Annotated in this window: 20 protein-coding genes and 1 pseudogene; 13 read left to right on the top strand and 8 right to left on the bottom strand. The window is 59.4% G+C overall.

The window, feature by feature from the left end; translation table 11 throughout:
• Positions 1-438: 438 nt before the first annotated feature.
• The 3 genes from FHT75_RS33990 (at position 439) to FHT75_RS33980 (ending at position 2,887) form a co-directional block, all read left to right on the top strand.
• Positions 439-1,119, top strand: a complete 681-nt coding sequence (locus tag FHT75_RS33990) for a hypothetical protein (protein WP_183845727.1) — start codon at positions 439-441, stop codon at positions 1,117-1,119.
• Positions 1,116-2,405 carry a hypothetical protein gene (locus tag FHT75_RS33985; protein WP_183845726.1) on the top strand — a complete coding sequence of 430 codons (1,290 nt, stop codon included), beginning with the start codon at positions 1,116-1,118 and terminating at the stop codon, positions 2,403-2,405. Before FHT75_RS33990 ends, FHT75_RS33985 begins: the two co-directional genes overlap by 4 nt.
• Before the next feature lie 212 nt (positions 2,406-2,617).
• Positions 2,618-2,887, top strand: a complete 270-nt coding sequence (locus FHT75_RS33980; protein ID WP_183845725.1) for a hypothetical protein — start codon at positions 2,618-2,620, stop codon at positions 2,885-2,887.
• Between the two features lie 32 nt (positions 2,888-2,919).
• Here the strand turns inward: FHT75_RS33980 and FHT75_RS33975 are convergent, their stop codons facing one another.
• Complete coding sequence (locus tag FHT75_RS33975) at positions 2,920-3,354, bottom strand: very short patch repair endonuclease (RefSeq protein WP_131605899.1); 435 nt, start codon at positions 3,352-3,354, stop codon at positions 2,920-2,922.
• A gap of 165 nt (positions 3,355-3,519) precedes the next feature.
• Here FHT75_RS33975 and FHT75_RS33970 point away from each other — a divergent pair, with 165 nt between their 5' ends.
• Entirely contained in the window at positions 3,520-4,644 is a 1,125-nt protein-coding gene (locus tag FHT75_RS33970; RefSeq protein ID WP_130814719.1) for a DNA cytosine methyltransferase, read from the top strand.
• On the opposite strand, the gene FHT75_RS33965 is transcribed toward FHT75_RS33970, so the two are convergent.
• From FHT75_RS33965 to FHT75_RS33955, 3 genes are all read right to left on the bottom strand, one after another.
• On the bottom strand, positions 4,645-5,565 hold the full coding sequence (locus FHT75_RS33965; protein WP_130814720.1) for a NotI family restriction endonuclease: 921 nt from the start codon (positions 5,563-5,565) through the stop codon (positions 4,645-4,647).
• Between the two features lie 416 nt (positions 5,566-5,981).
• A complete protein-coding gene (locus FHT75_RS33960; RefSeq protein WP_028757264.1) occupies positions 5,982-6,269 on the bottom strand; it encodes a hypothetical protein in 288 nt (95 codons plus the stop codon).
• Between the two features lie 166 nt (positions 6,270-6,435).
• On the bottom strand, positions 6,436-6,720 hold the full coding sequence (locus FHT75_RS33955) for a hypothetical protein (protein ID WP_097545256.1): 285 nt from the start codon (positions 6,718-6,720) through the stop codon (positions 6,436-6,438).
• Between the two features lie 202 nt (positions 6,721-6,922).
• Here FHT75_RS33955 and FHT75_RS33950 point away from each other — a divergent pair, with 202 nt between their 5' ends.
• Positions 6,923-8,671, top strand: a complete 1,749-nt coding sequence (locus FHT75_RS33950; RefSeq protein WP_028757263.1) for a cation:proton antiporter — start codon at positions 6,923-6,925, stop codon at positions 8,669-8,671.
• Positions 8,672-8,816: 145 nt separating this feature from the next.
• Here FHT75_RS33950 and FHT75_RS33945 read toward each other — a convergent pair whose 3' ends face one another.
• Positions 8,817-9,107 carry a hypothetical protein gene (locus FHT75_RS33945; protein WP_048338611.1) on the bottom strand — a complete coding sequence of 97 codons (291 nt, stop codon included), beginning with the start codon at positions 9,105-9,107 and terminating at the stop codon, positions 8,817-8,819.
• Between the two features lie 202 nt (positions 9,108-9,309).
• On the opposite strand from FHT75_RS33945, the gene FHT75_RS33940 reads away from it, so the two are divergent.
• Positions 9,310-9,900 carry a YqaA family protein gene (locus FHT75_RS33940; RefSeq protein WP_028757261.1) on the top strand — a complete coding sequence of 197 codons (591 nt, stop codon included), beginning with the start codon at positions 9,310-9,312 and terminating at the stop codon, positions 9,898-9,900.
• A 78-nt stretch (positions 9,901-9,978) separates the two neighbouring features.
• Positions 9,979-10,500 (top strand): disulfide bond formation protein B, encoded by a 522-nt coding sequence (locus FHT75_RS33935; RefSeq protein ID WP_028757260.1) that lies wholly within the window; start codon positions 9,979-9,981, stop codon positions 10,498-10,500.
• Positions 10,501-10,558: 58 nt separating this feature from the next.
• On the opposite strand, the gene FHT75_RS33930 is transcribed toward FHT75_RS33935, so the two are convergent.
• On the bottom strand, positions 10,559-11,116 hold the full coding sequence (locus FHT75_RS33930) for an HNH endonuclease (protein ID WP_004671754.1): 558 nt from the start codon (positions 11,114-11,116) through the stop codon (positions 10,559-10,561).
• A gap of 111 nt (positions 11,117-11,227) precedes the next feature.
• On the bottom strand, positions 11,228-11,920 hold the full coding sequence (locus FHT75_RS33925) for a DNA-3-methyladenine glycosylase family protein (RefSeq protein WP_047619920.1): 693 nt from the start codon (positions 11,918-11,920) through the stop codon (positions 11,228-11,230).
• On the opposite strand from FHT75_RS33925, the gene gluQRS reads away from it, so the two are divergent.
• A complete protein-coding gene (gene gluQRS, locus FHT75_RS33920; protein ID WP_028757258.1) occupies positions 11,919-12,800 on the top strand; it encodes a tRNA glutamyl-Q(34) synthetase GluQRS in 882 nt (293 codons plus the stop codon). The two genes, FHT75_RS33925 and gluQRS, sit on opposite strands and share 2 nt — an antisense overlap.
• Here gluQRS and FHT75_RS33915 read toward each other — a convergent pair.
• The gene (locus FHT75_RS33915; protein ID WP_028757257.1) at positions 12,765-13,688 is read right to left on the bottom strand and encodes a YihY/virulence factor BrkB family protein; all 924 of its coding nucleotides are present in this window, start codon (positions 13,686-13,688) and stop codon (positions 12,765-12,767) included. The genes gluQRS and FHT75_RS33915 overlap by 36 nt on opposite strands.
• A gap of 76 nt (positions 13,689-13,764) precedes the next feature.
• On the opposite strand from FHT75_RS33915, the gene FHT75_RS33910 reads away from it, so the two are divergent.
• The 5 genes and pseudogenes from FHT75_RS33910 to FHT75_RS33890 all read left to right on the top strand — a co-directional run.
• Positions 13,765-14,598, top strand: coding sequence for an SDR family oxidoreductase (locus FHT75_RS33910; protein ID WP_097545254.1), 834 nt, complete (start codon positions 13,765-13,767; stop codon positions 14,596-14,598).
• A gap of 18 nt (positions 14,599-14,616) precedes the next feature.
• Positions 14,617-14,820 carry a twin transmembrane helix small protein gene (locus FHT75_RS33905; RefSeq protein WP_028757255.1) on the top strand — a complete coding sequence of 68 codons (204 nt, stop codon included), beginning with the start codon at positions 14,617-14,619 and terminating at the stop codon, positions 14,818-14,820.
• Between the two features lie 20 nt (positions 14,821-14,840).
• Positions 14,841-15,419, top strand: coding sequence for a cob(I)yrinic acid a,c-diamide adenosyltransferase (locus FHT75_RS33900; protein WP_028757254.1), 579 nt, complete (start codon positions 14,841-14,843; stop codon positions 15,417-15,419).
• Between the two features lie 28 nt (positions 15,420-15,447).
• Positions 15,448-16,233 (top strand): rhomboid family intramembrane serine protease, encoded by a 786-nt coding sequence (locus FHT75_RS33895; protein ID WP_063476299.1) that lies wholly within the window; start codon positions 15,448-15,450, stop codon positions 16,231-16,233.
• Between the two features lie 186 nt (positions 16,234-16,419).
• Positions 16,420-16,523: pseudogene (locus FHT75_RS33890) on the top strand (electron transfer flavoprotein subunit beta/FixA family protein); the annotation flags it as partial.

Genomic DNA, 16,523 nt, shown 5'->3' with positions numbered 1-16,523 from the left:
TTGTTTCTATTGATTTTACGGTGAAGACGCCTTGACTAACAGGCAACCGTCGCGCATAAACGTTCCCGCCTGACGGTCTGGGGACACCACCCCGGCGCAGGGGTCCGAGACCGGGCCCCCGTATAGCGGAAACAAAGCACTAAATCGGGGACGGTCGAACGATCGTCAGCAGTGGCAAGGCGAGGCGGCAGGTGGCCGAAACGCTGAACCGAGCGGTGAGGGACTGGCAGGGAAGCGACCCCGAGCCCCCTGAGATGCACCGAAAGACAACCTTAGCCACAGACATGACACCATAGATCATCGACACTGCTCAAATAAGTCCCGCCCCCGTGCCTCAGGGTCCAGGTACGATTTCGGCCATGCAGTCTGCTGCATGAACAGGGCGAGCTAGCCGCTCCTCTGCCACGACCTAATCCCAATACGAGATCATCAATCCTAATGAAAACCTGCAAGGCTGGCGGCTGCTTCACGCAGACCAACGGCTTCAGCTCCTACTGCGAGCGCCATAAGAGAACCAAAGCCCGCCATGGTCATCCTCAGCAGACCGGCGTGAAGAAATCCGACCTGAAACAATACCTGAAGGAGATCGAAAGCTATTTGAAGACCGTGTCAGCGTCGAACGCTAACGACATCATAGACGACATCTGGAGCCGCACCGTGGCGAAGGCCAAGGCCCACATCGACGGGGCCACACGCGGCGTTTCGTTCAACGTGCATGAGCTTCAAGCATCCAAGGCAATCGTCTCGTTGTCCAAGGAGGCCGATAGCGGAACCATAGGCCGGCTCTTGATGGCCATGGGTTTCTGGTACGAGGACGAGCAGCGACGATGGAAGTATGACGAGGGTTTCCGCTTTCAGACTGTGCGAATGCTCCTCCGCCTAAATCCCCGAGAGGCGGCATACACATGGGCCAGCAACGGCCTTACGCGGACTGTCTACCGAGAGGTGCCGCCCAGGACCATACGGGCGCTCTGGGCGGTTATTGAAGAGACCAAGCTTGTCTTGTACGGCATGGAGATCGCCAAGCGAAAAGCGAAGGCAAAAGAGGTAGCTCGACAGCAAGCCAGAGCGGAACGGGACGCTATCCTTGGTCCCGAGCAGGCCGGAGGTGCTGCATGAGCGGCACCGTAGCCTCGCCCAAGGATGATCCGTTCAGCCCATGGCGCTTTGCTAAGTCCGAGGCATCCAAGGCGGTCGTTACGGAGGCCATAGGGGACATTCAACGCTACGAGGAGCACCATGGTCTCCGTAAACGCACACGAAAGCCGCACGACCAGGAGACCTTCGAGCTGACCGTGGAGGCCATTGTGTGCGATCTGATGCACCACAGGCTCTACCAGCGCCCGAATGCAATCTACGTTACGAGGTCAAATGCCGTCCTCAGGCACCGGAACCGATACCGCCCAAGGGTCTACGGAAAGACTTTCCCCGATGTTCTCGACAAGCTTGCTGTTCTGGAGCTCGGATGGATCGTTCAAGAAGTTGGCGACGGCGATGGCCGGCAAGGTGCACGACGCACGGTCATTCGTCCTGGCGAGCGTCTGCTGAGGCGGATAGGCGACCATGCGGTGACCATTGCCGACCTCGGATGTGCCTGCGTAGCTGAACCGATCATTTTGAAGAGCGAGAAGGCGGATTTCTGGGACGAAGCGCAAGTCATCGACTACAACGACGATGGAGAGACGATCCGCTTCCGGCGAGAAATGCGGGAAATCAACGATTGGCTGCGGTCTGCCGATATCGACTATGGAACATTCCCGGGCCACACCGGCCCAAGCCCCGACACCAGCGACCGAGAGCTGCGCCGCATATTCACCCGAGGGCGATTCGACAGCGGGGGGCGTCTGTTTGGTGGTTTCTGGCAAGGGATGAGCAAGGAAAGCCGCTTTGATCGACTAGTCATCGAGGGCGAGGCCATCGTCGAGTTGGACTATGCTCAGATGGGACCAAGGCAGCTTTACGGCATGGTGAATGCGGTGCCCGAGGCAGCCGACCTCTACGCCATTCCCGGCTTCGAGGAATACCGCAGGGGTATCAAGATCGTGTTCAGCGCCATGGCTTTTCACGACAAACCCCTGACAAGGATGCCGAGAGGGGCTGGGGGCAAGTTCCAGAAAGGTGCTCGCATATGCGACATAACCGGAGCCATCACGCGCCACCATCCTGCAATAGCCGACCTCTTCTTCAACGGGGCGGGACATCATGTTCAATTCCAAGAGAGCGAAATCATGGTCGATATCCTACTGAGCTTGAAATCTCATGGAATAGTGGCCCTGCCCGTCCACGATGCGATCCTTGTGGCATATTCCAATGCGAAGATGGCTAGGCAGGTAATGCTTGACGTCTTCTCACACCATGTCGGCTTACCTGGAGCGGTCGACGTCTCCTCCACTCCTTCAGGGTAACCTTGGTCTACCATGGTGGGCTCCCCTATGGGGGGTGGCCCTCTACCCTTCGCTACCTATGACTCTATAGGCTACCTAGCAAACCCTTATATCAACCCTGGGACTACTCATAGTAGGCCCCATAAGAGGCCATGACCGGAACACGATCCTTGAACGTTAATCCCGACCCGCTCACGGCATCGAGCCAATCCAGAGATACGACGGAAAAACCCATGAATGACAGCAAGCCCTCGGCAATCACTATTGTCACCGACCCCAAATACCATCGGTATCGCAGGTGGAGGCTTTCGAGAGAACGCACGACCGTCGAAGGAATAGCCAGTTCAATCGCCCTTCTCAGAACAGGCAAGTTCGAAACCATCGAACAGCTTGCGGATGCAATGAAGCTGACGGTTCCACAGGTTAGGTGGCGGCTCCGAAATGGTCTGGAACGGGGTTTTATCGATGAGTCGTTTTATAAGTCATTCGCAGCGCCCCCCTGAGCCGAACGCACGAGGTCAACCAACGAAACCGATCAACCATCTGGAGTGCGCCTGATTGAGGGGCCGAGAAAAGCAATCAGGCGCTCCGCCAGTTCGGGGACATCCTTCAGCTCACACTCCCAAAGCACGAGCGTTTGCCAGCCCGCTTCCTGCAACGCTTCCATAGCGTTTTGATCCCGCTGCTGATTGCGTTTGATTTTCGGCGTCCAATAGCTCGTATTCGACTTTGGCCCCTTTCCACCTACTCGGCACCCGTGCCCGTGCCAGAAGCAGCCATGCACGAAGATAACTTTCCTTCGGGAGCTAAACACCAGATCCGGCGTACCCGGCAGTGCCCTCACGTGGAGTCTATAACGATATCCCAAGCTGTGGACGGTCCGTCTGACCAGCATCTCTGGCACCGAACCTGTGGACCGTATTCGCGACATGTTCCTCGAACGCTGTTCAGAGGAGATTCGATCTGCCATGATGATTTATTCACTATCCTGAGGTAGCGTCCATTGCGCCGACACTTTACATAGAGCAAGATTCCTGCTGTCGAATCAACGGATGCGTACGTGACATCATTGAAGCTCGGCCTGTTCTGAGGGTAGCAACCCGGATTACTTCACCTATGCTGTTTCGAGGCGTGCATGACAAATCTCACCGCGATTGACCTCTTTTGTGGAGCTGGTGGCCTTAGCGAAGGGTTCAGGCAGGGCGGATACCACGTCTTGGCGGGAAACGACTATGACACTGCCGCAGGTGAAACATTCGAGGCAACACACTCCAGCGCTCGATTCCTGCCCGGCCCCATTCAGAACTACACTGCCGCAGATTTTCTAAAAGGCACCGGCGTTCGCCAGGGTGAACTGGATGTCATCGTTGGCGGCCCCCCGTGCCAAGGCTTCTCAGTCTATAACCATGCGCGAGGGCTTCACGACGAGCGATCATCCCTCTACAAAGAATACCTTCGTATCGTTGACGGCCTGCTGCCGAAATGGGTGGTCCTAGAGAATGTCACAGGAATGACCTCCGCCGGCGGCGGGGCGGCGGTGATCTCTATTTTGGATGGCCTGCGATCGCTTGGATATGCTGTAGAACATCGTATCCTAAAAGCAGAGGAATATGGGATACCGCAGGAGCGTCGACGAATCCTCTTTGTCGGCAATCGTATAGGCGCTCCGATACCTTGGCCAAGCCAAACACACGGCCCTGGACTCAAACCCTTCGTAAATGTTCGTGCAGCCATCGGCGATTTGCCGGCGCTGGAGAACGGGGAAGATTCGGGCGAGCTCCAGTATCTGGCCAGCGCTTCATCGGCCTATCAGCGGGAGATGCGCCTCAAGTCAAAGGTAGTTAGGAACCACGCGGCGGCCCGCCTTTCAGCCGTAAACATGGGCCGGCTAGAGCATATTCCACAGGGTGGATCATGGCGCGACATCCCTTACGAGCTTTTGCCGGCTGGAATGCGCCGAGCGAAGCGTTCTGACCACACTAAGAGGTATGGCCGTCTGAGTTGGGACGGGCTCGCATCAACAATCCTGACCAAATGCGATCCTCATTGGGGAGCATTTTTTCATCCTGATCAAAATAGAGCTATTACCGTGCGGGAAGCTGCTCGGTTTCAGTCCTTTCCCGATTGGTTTGAGTTCAAAGGCTCAAGGACAGAGCAGTATGTGCAAGTTGGCAACGCGGTTCCACCACTCCTCGGCAGAACCATCGCCGACTCGATAATCGCTGCCCAGGGTGGCGCGTTAGCCGCTGCCGCAGAATGATCATCTCCCCAATGCGGCTGTGATCGCCTTTTCGTAAACACCCATTTCTGGTAGATTTACCGGCGAAACGAAGGCATATGCAACTTGCTCTACCGTAGTAGTGAATGTCTCGCCTTTGATCAATTCTCTTCGTGTCTCTGGCTTCGTGGATGGGCCTACATCGTAGGCTTGAAAGGTTATCGTACCGGCTGCGATCGGATATTCGAGCAATTTGGTTCCCAGCCTCGCTCGCACTCTTCGTAGAACTGCGCTAGGGCACACGAAGAATAGGCCCTTACCGCATTTTCGTTCGCGGCGAAGTACATAACCTTTATAAATCAGCTGAGGCAAAATACGCTTTGAGACGTTTGCCCAATTAAGTCCCGCTGTTGACCAACCCGGGTTGTTCCCACGCCCATCGATATACGGATCGTTGCGAAACAGAGCTTCGGATTGATTTCTATAGCTTCCGGTCGTGTCAATCGTCTGAACTTCTACTGCGGTGAACTCTGCCATTTCGCCATCGGTACTAAGACGGGCAAGAATATAGTCGATGAAAAATCCGCCTGTTTCGTCGCTATCGGGATCCACTGGCTGGGGGATGGAAAGTTCGCTACCCCAATACTTGCCAAAAACCGCGACTTCGTTCCCCGTCAGTGTGCCTGTATCTTTCCGGCGGGTGATCTCTGCGGCAGGAGTTAATTCTACTCCATCTCCAAAGGCTTGGATCGCCACGTCGCCGAGCACAGCGTGCTTATCCGCATAAAGTCGATTTGGGCAAATTATTACAGGATCGCTGCCGCGCTGCTCTAGTGAACAGCCGCCGTGATTAGGTTTGATGCATCGGGCATCGACAAAGGGACAGTGTCCAAGCGCAGATGCCCGAAACCCGGCGGGATCGAGCGGCGCGTATCCAAAAAACTCCACCAGCCGGCCAACCATTGCGCACCTCTAAATTGCTTTAGTAGAGCACTACAATGATTCGACCCAACTGAGTCAGCACTTTTAGCGAGGTACTATTGTGTTCTCGCCTGGGGTACTGTAGCTGTCGCAAGACTCGGAGCGAAGAAATGCGACAACGTGTTGAAGTGTATGGTGAAATTACCCGTAAGCGACCGGTTCGATAATGGCTGAACTAAACCGGCATGGGGCACCACCTACGCTCTGCGAACTTCGGCTCGGCAGGCCGAAGAGCAGCTAAGCGAAGGGTTGTCGCGCCGTAGTTCCGTCAGGAACGAAGGCGGACTGGTTCGACAATGCTCCGGCTAGCTGCACCATCATCTCAAATCGCTTCGCGTAGCCCTGCCTCAGGAGACCTGATACGGGACTACGGAGCAAAATTCGCCTGCGGGTGAAGCCTACTTGTTCTTCAACAGCCACATTTTGCCGGCCATGGTGATGCCGTAGACGTCTTTTGAGACGTCGTCGTCCAGATGCCGCCGCTCGAGGAAACCCGGCTCCTTCAATTCACCCAGCGTCTTGGCAGTGACTGATTTGATTTTCTGCGGCCGCTCTTTCCAACGGTCGGTTTTTGCGTAAGTCACCTGCGCGTTCTGGTGCGTCCATTTGTTGGCTGGCTGAGGATAGAGATCTCCATCCCTGGCGAGTTTGAGTGCGGCGATCTGGGACGGGGTAAGCTCAATCATAGTAAAAATCCTGTGCGGGAGGTATTTGCGCTGGGAACGCGCTTTTACCAAAGGCGTGCTCATAACACCGACGGACCACTTCCACCACCCATTCAGACAGTCGCGCCACAAAAGGCGAAAACCCGGCTCGTGGGAACCGGGCTTCGCCCTTGTAGCGTATGTCTCGTTAATTGCAGCGTCGGACCGTCTTGGTGACCTCGCCTTCATCGGTCTGGCGCGTGACGCTCCTGGTTTCGCAGCCACTATCGCGGTAGCGGCGGTGCTCACGTTCGCGCACGGCACCAAAAGTGACGCCTCGCTCGCTGATGGTAATTCCAGGTCGTACCCGCTCGTGACGATAGCCGTCATCATAGGAACGCTCCCTGACATAGACGTTATCGGCAAGAACAGGCGCTGCAAACGAGCAGGCGGCAAGGGCCGCCACAGTACAGTTCAGGATAATCTTCCGCATGTCGTTCTCCTTTCTTGATGAAAGGGCAACGAGGCAAGCCGCAAGTGGTTCCAACATTGTGACGGCCCGGCCGTGCCGCAGACAACGTCTGCATCTGGCGGGCCAGAACTATGAGTGAGGGGGCCTCACCGCTCAAATCACTTGTTTAATTTTGCTTGCGCTTCGTCCAAAGTGGCCGCCGCTACAAATAGAGAGGGCGGACGTGCATCAGGAAGTAGGACTCATCGCGACGGTTGCCGTCAGTTTTGTTTTCGCCGCGATCCTGGGCTACGGCGCCGATCGGCTCCGGCTGCCGCCGCTCGTCGGCTACCTGATGGCCGGCATCCTGATGGGGCCGTTCACCCCGGGCTTCGTCGCCGACACCGCCCTTGCCGGTCAGCTCGCCGAAATGGGCGTCATCCTTTTGATGTTCGGCGTCGGCCTGCATTTTTCCGCCTCCGACTTGCTCGCCGTGCGCGGCATCGCCGTGCCGGGGGCGATCGGACGGATCATTCTCGCCACCCTGCTCGGCGTCGGCCTTTGCCAACTCTGGGGCTGGAGCCTCGGCGCCGGCATCGTCCTCGGCCTCAGCCTGTCGGTGGCGAGCACCGTCGTTCTCTTGAAGGCGCTGGAGGAGCGCAATCTCGTCAACGCGCCAAGCGGACGCGTCGCCGTCGGCTGGCTGATCGTCGAGGATCTGGTGATGGTGCTGGCGCTGGTGCTGCTGCCGGCGCTCGCAGAGCTTCTGGGTGGCAACGCCGCCGATACGACCAACCACGGCCTCGGCGACCTGCCGCTGGTGCTGACGATCGGCCTGACGCTGTTGAAGGTGGCGGCCTTCGCCGCCATGGCGATCTTCCTCGGCCCTCGCATCGTGCCCTGGCTGCTGACGATGATCGCCCGCACCGGCTCGCGTGAGCTGTTCACGCTGACAGTCCTGGCGATCGCGCTCGGCATCGCCTTCGGCTCGGCGGCGATCTTCGGCGTCTCATTTGCACTCGGCGCATTTTTTGCCGGTGTCGTCATGAGCGAATCCCAGCTCAGCCACAGGGCGGCCGCCGATTCGCTGCCGCTGCAGAATGCCTTCTCCGTGCTGTTCTTCGTCTCCGTCGGCATGCTCTTCGACCCCTCGATCCTGGTGCGCCAGCCGCTGGCCGTGATCGGCGCGCTGGCGCTGGTCATCCTCGGCAAGGGCATCATCACCTTCCTCATCGTTATCCTGCTCAGATATCCGATCGGCCTGGGGCTGACATTGGCCGGCGGCCTCGCCCAGATCGGCGAATTCTCCTTCATCCTCGCCGGTCTCGGCGTGTCGCTCGGGCTTCTGCCGCATGAGGGCCAGGATCTGATCCTTGCCGCCGCAATCCTGTCGATTACGCTGAACCCGATCGTGATCCTGGCGACCGACGGACTGAAGAAATATATCCATTCGACATGGCCCTCCCTTTGGGAAAATTACGGCAGAAAGAGGCAGAAAGCGCTCGGCAAGGAACTGGAAAAGATCAGGGCGCTCAGCGAGGAGCGCGAGCGTCAGCATCAGTTGAAGATGCAGCAGTTGATCGAAACTTTCCCGTTGTTCTCCGAGGTCAGCGAGGACGCGCAAGAGGAGCTGCTGCTGCTCTTCAAGGCAAAGTCCGCCCCTCCCGGCGAACGCGTCATTCGCCGCGGCGACCGCGGCGACAGCATGTATTTCATCTCTTCGGGAGCGGTGGAGGTGCGGCTCGCCAGCGGTGCGATCCGCCTGGAACCGGGCGCCTTTTTTGGCGAAATGGCGCTTCTCACCGGCGGACGACGCACCGCCGACGTCATTGCCGTCGATTTCTGCCAGTTCGAGGTGCTCGAGCGGCGAGACTTTAACATGTTCATGTCACACCATCCCAATCTGCGCGCCGCCGTCAGCGAAATGGCCCAGAAGCGCACGGAGATGAACGTCCTGCGCCAGCAATGGGAAAAGTCGATGGACCTGTCCTGAGCAAACACCGCCGCATTTCTCGCGGGAGCGCGATAGCGTGATTGCCTAGAGTAGGTCGCGCAAAACTGAGCAGCGGTTTTGCGATTCCGACATGCGTAAAAGCAAACATCTAAATCGCAAGCGAATCTGAGGATTGCGACGCGCTTTAGACCGCCGGCCAATAGCCATCGGCACGGAAATCCTCCGGGATCGGATCGAGGCGCGACAATGTCTCGGCCGCGAAATCGATCTGTAGCGACAAGTATTTGAGAGACGCCAGCATCGGCGCGCCGGTCGCAAACTCCCGGATGCGGGACAGATGACAGCCGCTGGCGCTCAGCCGCCGCGCAGCCTCCTGGCGTACATCGTCTCTGCTCGGTCCGCGCCCCTTTTCGGACCGGTCATCCATTTGCACGGCCTGCCCACGGCCGCCTTCGATCACTTCGAACATTCTCATGCCACCCTGCACGTCGACCCTATGCTCTAATACAGCTTGCCGCAGAATGGCCGATTCGCAATCCCATGAAATCTCGAGAGAGGCGCGGATGCGCCGCATCACGAAAATTTTTGGACGGCGGTGGCAGGAAGGACACGGGCGAGCATTTACAGCACCGCGCACGGCCCCTAAAGCTTTTGCACCGCAACAGGAAGGAAACGGAATGCTCCGCAGACTTTACGACTGGACCATGTCTTTGGCCTCGCGCAAATCGGCCGAAGTCTGGCTCGCCGTCATCGCCTTCGTCGAAAGCTCCGTCTTTCTCGTCCCCGCCGATGTGCTCTTCCTGCCGATGGCGCTTTCGAGGCCGGAACGCTCCTACCGCTATGCGCTGATTGCAACCGTCGCCTCCGTGCTCGGCGGCATCGCCGGCTGGGCGCTCGGCTTTTACGCCTATGAAACGGTTGCGCGGCCGGTTCTCGAATTCTACGGCAAACTCGACGCCTTCGAGCAGATGAAGGCCTATGTCACCTACGAGTGGATCCTGCTGCTGCTCGTCACTTCGGGTCTCGCGCATCTGCCGCCAATCAAGATCGTCACGATTTTGTCCGGCGTCATCCACGTCAATCTGGGGCTTTTCGTCGTCTCGGCGATCGTCGCGCGCGGCGCGCGTTTCCTCTTCCTCGCCTGGCTGCTGCGCCGTTACGGCGAGCCGATCCGCCATTTCATCGAGAAGCGCCTCGGCCAGATCGTCAGCGTCGGTGCCGCCGCCGTGATCGTGTTATATCCCGCCTACCGCTATCTCGCTCACTAGAACAGGATGATTTTCGGCCGAACAGGCCTAAAATCTGAATCCGCATCTCAGGCTTTACCAACTTTGCGGAGTTCCGCCATGACTGCCACTTCCTCGCCGCTCACCCGCCCCGGCTTTACCTATTCCCTGCTGCTCGCGATCGGCATGGCGGCCGTCGTCGGCACGGCGCTGGGCTTCCAATATATCGGCGGCTATATTCCCTGCGCGCTCTGCCTGCTGCAGCGCCAGCCTTATTATTACGCCGTCCCGATCGCGATTCTCGCCGCAATCTCCGAGCTCGTCGGCCTGCCGAACTGGATCACCCGCGCGCTCATCCTGGCGGCCGGCATCCTGATGCTGGTCACGGCAGGCATGGGTGTCTATCACGCTGGCGTCGAATGGCATTTCTGGCCGGGGCCGGCCACCTGCTCGACCACGGCAAGCAGCATGACGACCAATGCCGGCGATCTGCTCGGCGAACTCAACACCATCAAAGGCCCGTCCTGCACCGATGCGGCGCTGCGGGTGCTCGGCCTGTCTTTTGCAGGCTGGAACGTGATTGCCGGAATTCTGCTCGCAGCCTTCGCCTTTGCAGGCGTTCGCAGGGCTGCCTCTGCATAATCCCTTAAGTCGGCCGTTCTCTGTGCCTCCGAAGGACGCCGTGCTGTAAGCAACTCGATCACGGCTGCAGTTCGGTATCCCAGTAGAGATAATCGAGCCAGCTGTCATGCAGATAGTTCGGCGGGAACAGCCGGCCGTTATTGTGCAGATCCTGCACCGTCGGCTGGTAGGGCTTCTGCGCCGGGAACATGCCTGCCTGCTTGGGAAGCTTGCTGCCCTTGCGCAGATTGCACGGCGAACAGGCAGCCACGACATTCTCCCAGGTCGTCTCGCCGCCATGGGCGCGCGGGATGACGTGATCGAAGGTCAGGTCGTCATGGGCGCCGCAATACTGGCATTCGAACCGGTCGCGCAGGAAGACGTTGAACCGGGTGAAAGCGGGATTGCGGGACGGCTGAACGTAAGTCTTGAGGCACACGACACTCGGAAGCCGCATCGAGAAGCTCGGTGAGGAAACCGAATGTTCATACTCCGCGATGATATTCACACGGTCGAGAAATACCGCCTTGATCGCGTCCTGCCAGGACCATAGCGACAAGGGATAATAACTCAGCGGCCGGTAGTCAGCGTTCAGGACGAGCGCCGGCAGGGCCTGCGGGGAGACTGCAATCGTCAAGGGACTCTCCTGATCGATTCGGCATCTGCACCTGTATATTAGGCCGGTTGTTACAGGATTGTGAAGTCCAATAAATTCAGAGGATAAAGGCAAAATGAAGAGTGTTGCCGATCAGCCGATCGGCACCATGTCGCGGCGCATTTTCGTGGCGTAATAGGCCCAGAAAAGCCGTGCCGCCACCGAGCGCCACGGCGACCAGACTTCCGAAAGCTCGGCAAGCGCCTTCGCCTGCGGCCGTGCCGCAAGGCCGAATGCCGTCCCGACCGCATTCTGCAGTGCGACATCGCCGGCCGGGAAAACATCGGCATGGCCGCCGCAAAACATCAGATAGACCTCCGCCGTCCACGGGCCGATACCCTTCAGCGCGGTGAGTTCGCCAAGCGCCTCGCCCGGCGGCTTCAGGCAGAGGCCGGAGAGATCGAGGCGGCCGGAGGCAACCGCTTCGGCGATCCGCGACAGAGTCTCGGCCTTGGCGCGCGACAGGCCGAATTCGCGCCATGCCTCTGCGTGAAGAAGCATGTAGCCTTCGGCAGTCAAAAGACCATCCGCTGGCAGCATGCGCCGCCAGATCGCGTCGGCGCTGGCGCGCGACACCATCTGCGAGACGATGATATGGGCAAGCCCGGCAAAGCCGGGTTCGCGCAATCGCAGCGGAACGGGTCCGGCGTCCGCTGCGATCGGCGCAAGGCGCGGATCGAGGCGAAGCAATGCTTCGAGCCCCTGCCTGACGTCGTCTTCGTTGCGGATGATCTGCACATTGCCTCGCAGTGGTTCAAAAGCCGAATCCATGGCAGAAGAAAGCATGACCACGAGTGAGCGTCAAAAACCCGTCTTTCGCTTTGCGCCGAGTCCCAACGGGGCGTTGCATCTCGGCCATGCCCTCTCGGCGCTTCTGAACCACGACATGGCGCGGGCTGAACAAGGCCGCCTGCTGCTCCGCATCGAGGATATCGACCAGACACGCTGTACGCCCGAGTTCGAGGCCGGCATCCACAGAGATCTCGACTGGCTTGATATCCGCTGGGAAAGCCCGGTGCGGCGCCAGTCGGAACATTTGCCCGAATATCAGGCAGCATTGCATGCGCTGATCGAGCGCGGTCTGGTCTACCCGGCCTTCCTGACGCGCAGCGAGGTGAAGGCGCGCGTCGCGGCCTACGAGGCGGCGGGAGAATCCTGGCCACGCGATCCAGACGGTACTCCGCATTATCCGGCAGGTGATCGCGACCGGCCGAAAGACGAATGGCAGGAGATGCTGACCGCGGGGAGGAAACATGCCTGGCGGCTCGATATGCGCAAGGCGCTCGACCTGATCGGTCAGCTGCTGTTCTGGACTGAAACCGGCGACGGTAGGACTGGCGAAATCGCCGCCGAGCCCGGCGTCTGGGGCGACGTCATCCTGTCGCGCTCGGATGCGCCATCGAGCTATCATCTTTCCGTGGTCGTTGACGATGCGCTGCAGGGCGTCACCCATGTCGTGCGGGGGCTCGACCTCTTCCATGCGACATCGGTGCACAGGCTGCTGCAGGTGCTGCTCGGGCTACCGCAGCCGGTCTATCACCATCATCGCCTCATTCTCGGCGCCGACGGCCGCAAACTTTCGAAAAGCGAAGGCGACACCGGGCTTGGCGAATTGCGCGCCCAAGGCATGTCAGGAGCGGATATTCGCCGTCTTGTCGGGCTCTGATGGCCTTTCGACACGCTCTCTGCCGACGATCGAAAGCGTATGGGAAAACATTCGGAAGACGCGGAACTTGATCAGCGCCGCATTGATCTCCGCCCCGATGATGAAGATGACGCCGACCATGTAGAGGAAGATCAACACGATCATGACGGAGGCCAGACCGGCATAAGTTGCCGTATAATTGGCGAAGGTCGCCAGGTAGTAGGCAAAGATCAGTGCGCCGGCGAGCCACAGAAGCAGTGTCAGCAAAACGCCCGGAATAACGTCGAAGACCCGTCGTTTGCCGGCCGGCAGCCAGAGATGCATGACCAGCAGTCCAACCGTCAGAACCACCAGCGTGCCGTAGATGCGCCAGCTGAAGACGATGTCGAGCGTATCGGCAAACAGAGGGAACCATTTCCTGGAATAGTCGAGCGCCAGCGGCAGGGCGACGAGCAGAATGCTGATCGCCGCAAAGATGATGACCGCGATCAACACGTAGCCGAGGCTGAAGAGACGGGTGAAATACCAGGGCCGCGTCTCCTGCACCCGGTAGGCGCGGTTGAGCGAGATGCGCAGCGCCTCGACGCCGTTCGAAGCGAAATAGGCGGCCGCCAGCACGGAGATCGTCAGCAGCCCGCCGCGCGGAATGGTCAGCACCTGCAGCACCTGGTCGGCCAGCGGCTTGGCGATCGCCTCGGGCCAGGTGTCGAAGATCAGGTGGATGGCGGTCGAGGAGAACTGATCGGCGCCGAGGAAGCTTGCAAGCGCGGTGCCGAAGATCAGGAACGGGAAAACCGCAAGCAGGCTCGACAGTGCCACGTGACTTGCCATGGCGAAGCCGTCATCCTCGATCATGTGACAGATCGCGTCATAGACCACGTCGTAGATCGTGCGCAGCACCTTCGGCATTCCGTCTCCGGCTTTCCAGATTGTATCCTCTGGCCGAATATGGGAAACGAGTCCCATTTTGTACAGGAATCATTCCATGGCGGGAGAGCGCATCATCGTCGTCACCGGATGTTCGTCCGGGATCGGCGCTCATTGCGCGCGGGCGCTGAAAGCCGATGGCTGGCGTGTCTTCGCGACGGTGCGCAAGCCGGACGACCTCAAGGGGTTGGAAGCAGACGGCATAGAGACCTTCCTGATGGACTATACCAGGCCCGAGACGATTTCCGACCTGGTCGGCGCGGTTCTCGAACGCAGCGGCGGCCGCATCGACGCGCTCTTCAACAACGGCGCCTACGGCCAGCCGGGCGCCGTCGAGGATCTTTCGACGGCAGTGCTGCGCGCCCAGTTCGAGGCGAACTTCTTCGGCTGGCACGAACTGACGCGGCAGGTCATTCCGCCGATGCGCAAACGCGGAGAGGGGCGGATCGTCCAATGCTCGTCGATCCTCGGCGTCGTGCCCTATCGCTATCGCGGCGCCTACACCGCGTCCAAATTCGCGCTCGAAGGCCTCAGCATCACACTGCGCATGGAGTTGCAGGGCAGCGGAATCCATGTGAGCCTGATCGAGCCGGGACCGATCGCCACCCGTTTCACCGCCAACGCGCTTGCAAAGATCAAGGAGAATATCGACCTCGACAATTCGCCGCACGCGGTCGATTACAGCAGACAACTGGCAAGGCTCGACGGATCGGGGCCGGTCAACCGCCATAAACTCGGCCCGGAGGCGGTCTATTCCGTATTGAAACACGCATTGAACTCGAAAAATCCAAGACCACATTATCCCGTAACGACTCCGGCTAAGCAGGGCATGTTCCTGAAGCGGCTGCTTCCGGCAGACCTCTTCTACCGCCTGATGCGCTGGACGGACTGACTGAGAAAGCTGAGTGCCATGTCCACGTTCACCTATGTCCTCGCGATCATCGTTATGGGCGCCGTCGCCCTGGTGCTGATTCGCGGTCTCTTCAACATGATGAAGGGCGGCGATGCCAACCGCTCCAACAAGCTGATGCAGCTTCGCGTCCTGTTGCAGGCGATCGCCGTCGTCCTGATCATGATAACGCTCTGGCTGACCGGCGGCGGCCGCCCGACCTGACGGCGCTTTGAGGGGGAACCGTGGTCAAACTCAACAAGATCTACACCAAGACAGGTGACGACGGCACGACCGGGCTGGTTTCCGGCCCGCGCCGGACAAAGGACGATCTGCGCGTCGAGGCCTATGGCACGATCGACGAGGCCAATTCCGCGATCGGCCTGGCGCGGCTGCACACTTCAGGCCTGCCCGAACTCGACGCCATGCTGATGTCGATCCAGAATGATCTCTTCGATCTCGGCGCCGATCTCGCCACCCCTGACACCGGTGAGCCGCCGGCCTATGAGCCGCTGCGGATCGTCGAGACGCAGGTCGACCGCGTCGAGCGCGATATCGACCAGCTGAATGCCGCTCTCGAGCCGCTGAAATCCTTCATCCTGCCGGGCGGCAGCCCGGCCGCCGCACATCTGCATCTTGCCCGGACGATTGCACGGCGCGCGGAACGTCTGATGGTGGCGCTTGCCCGCACCGATGGCGAAATCGTCAGCGAGGCGGCGATGAAATATGTCAACCGGCTCTCCGATTTTCTCTTCGTCGCCGCACGCCATGCCAATGCCCGCGGCCATGCGGATGTGCTTTGGGTTCCGGGAAAAAACAGATAGGCTTGCCGCACGATCGCCGGGGGGCCTTATGTTCATACCACTTCACGACGCCAATACGCTGAAACATATCAAGGTCCAGTGGGTGACACTCTCACTGATCGCACTGAATATCGCGGTCTGGCTTTTGACCAGCCTGGAGAGCGAACAGGCAGCCCAGGCGACAACTGTCGGGCTCGGCTATATCCCGGCGATCGCCTTCGGCGACGCTGTGCTGGCGCCGGGCTTGGAAATCGTGCCGGAACCGCTGACCTATCTCACCTATGCCTTCGTCCATGCCGGCTTCTGGCATCTGGCCTCCAACATGATCTTCCTCTGGGTCTTCGGCGACAATGTCGAGGATGCCATGGGGCATCTGCGTTTCCTGATTTTCTACCTCCTCTGCGCGGCCGCCGGCGCGCTCTGCCACGGCCTGCTGACCATGACCTCGCAAGCGCCGCTGGTCGGCGCCTCGGGGGCGATCTCCGGCGTCGTTGCCGCCTATGTCATGCTGCATCCGCGCGTCAGGGTCTGGGTGCTGGTGTTCTTCCGTGTGCCACTGCCCCTGCCGGCCTTCATTCCGCTGCTTTTGTGGATCGGGCAGCAGTTCTTCATGCTGGCGATCACCCCTGATAGCGACGTTTCCTGGGGCGCGCATGTCGGCGGCATTCTTGCCGGCGCTCTTCTGATCCTGGTGTTGCGCCGGCCGGGTGTACCGCTCTTCGACCGGCAGATCGTCACGCCCCGCGCCGTGAGAAACGACCGCAGTGCCGGTCCGGCCATCGCGGCCGGTACGGACGGGCAAACGGCGCAGCGCTTTCCCTGGGGCCGACGCTGATAGCTATATTGACGTGAACGTAAACGTCCATATATTGCCGAGGCAAATTGCCTGCCGGCGTCATGGAAGCGTTGAATTTGGAGGAAAAACGCGTATCCATGTCGCCATTCGACAATCGGAGCGGCGCCCAAGCGCGCATTTTCTAAAAAAGCCTCTGAAGCCAGTTTCTCCTGAAGGAAGGACCCCATGAAGATACTCGTGCCAGTCAAACGGGTTGTCGACTACAACGTGAAGATCCGGGTTCGTCCGGATGGCACGGGTGTCGAGCTTGCCAATGTGAAGATGTCGAT

It is taken from the genome of Rhizobium sp. BK112 (assembly GCF_014193215.1).
In the GTDB taxonomy this organism is placed as follows: domain Bacteria; phylum Pseudomonadota; class Alphaproteobacteria; order Rhizobiales; family Rhizobiaceae; genus Rhizobium; species Rhizobium anhuiense.
The sequence above is the reverse complement of the archived record's forward strand: the minus strand, read 5'-3'. Positions and strand labels throughout refer to the sequence as shown.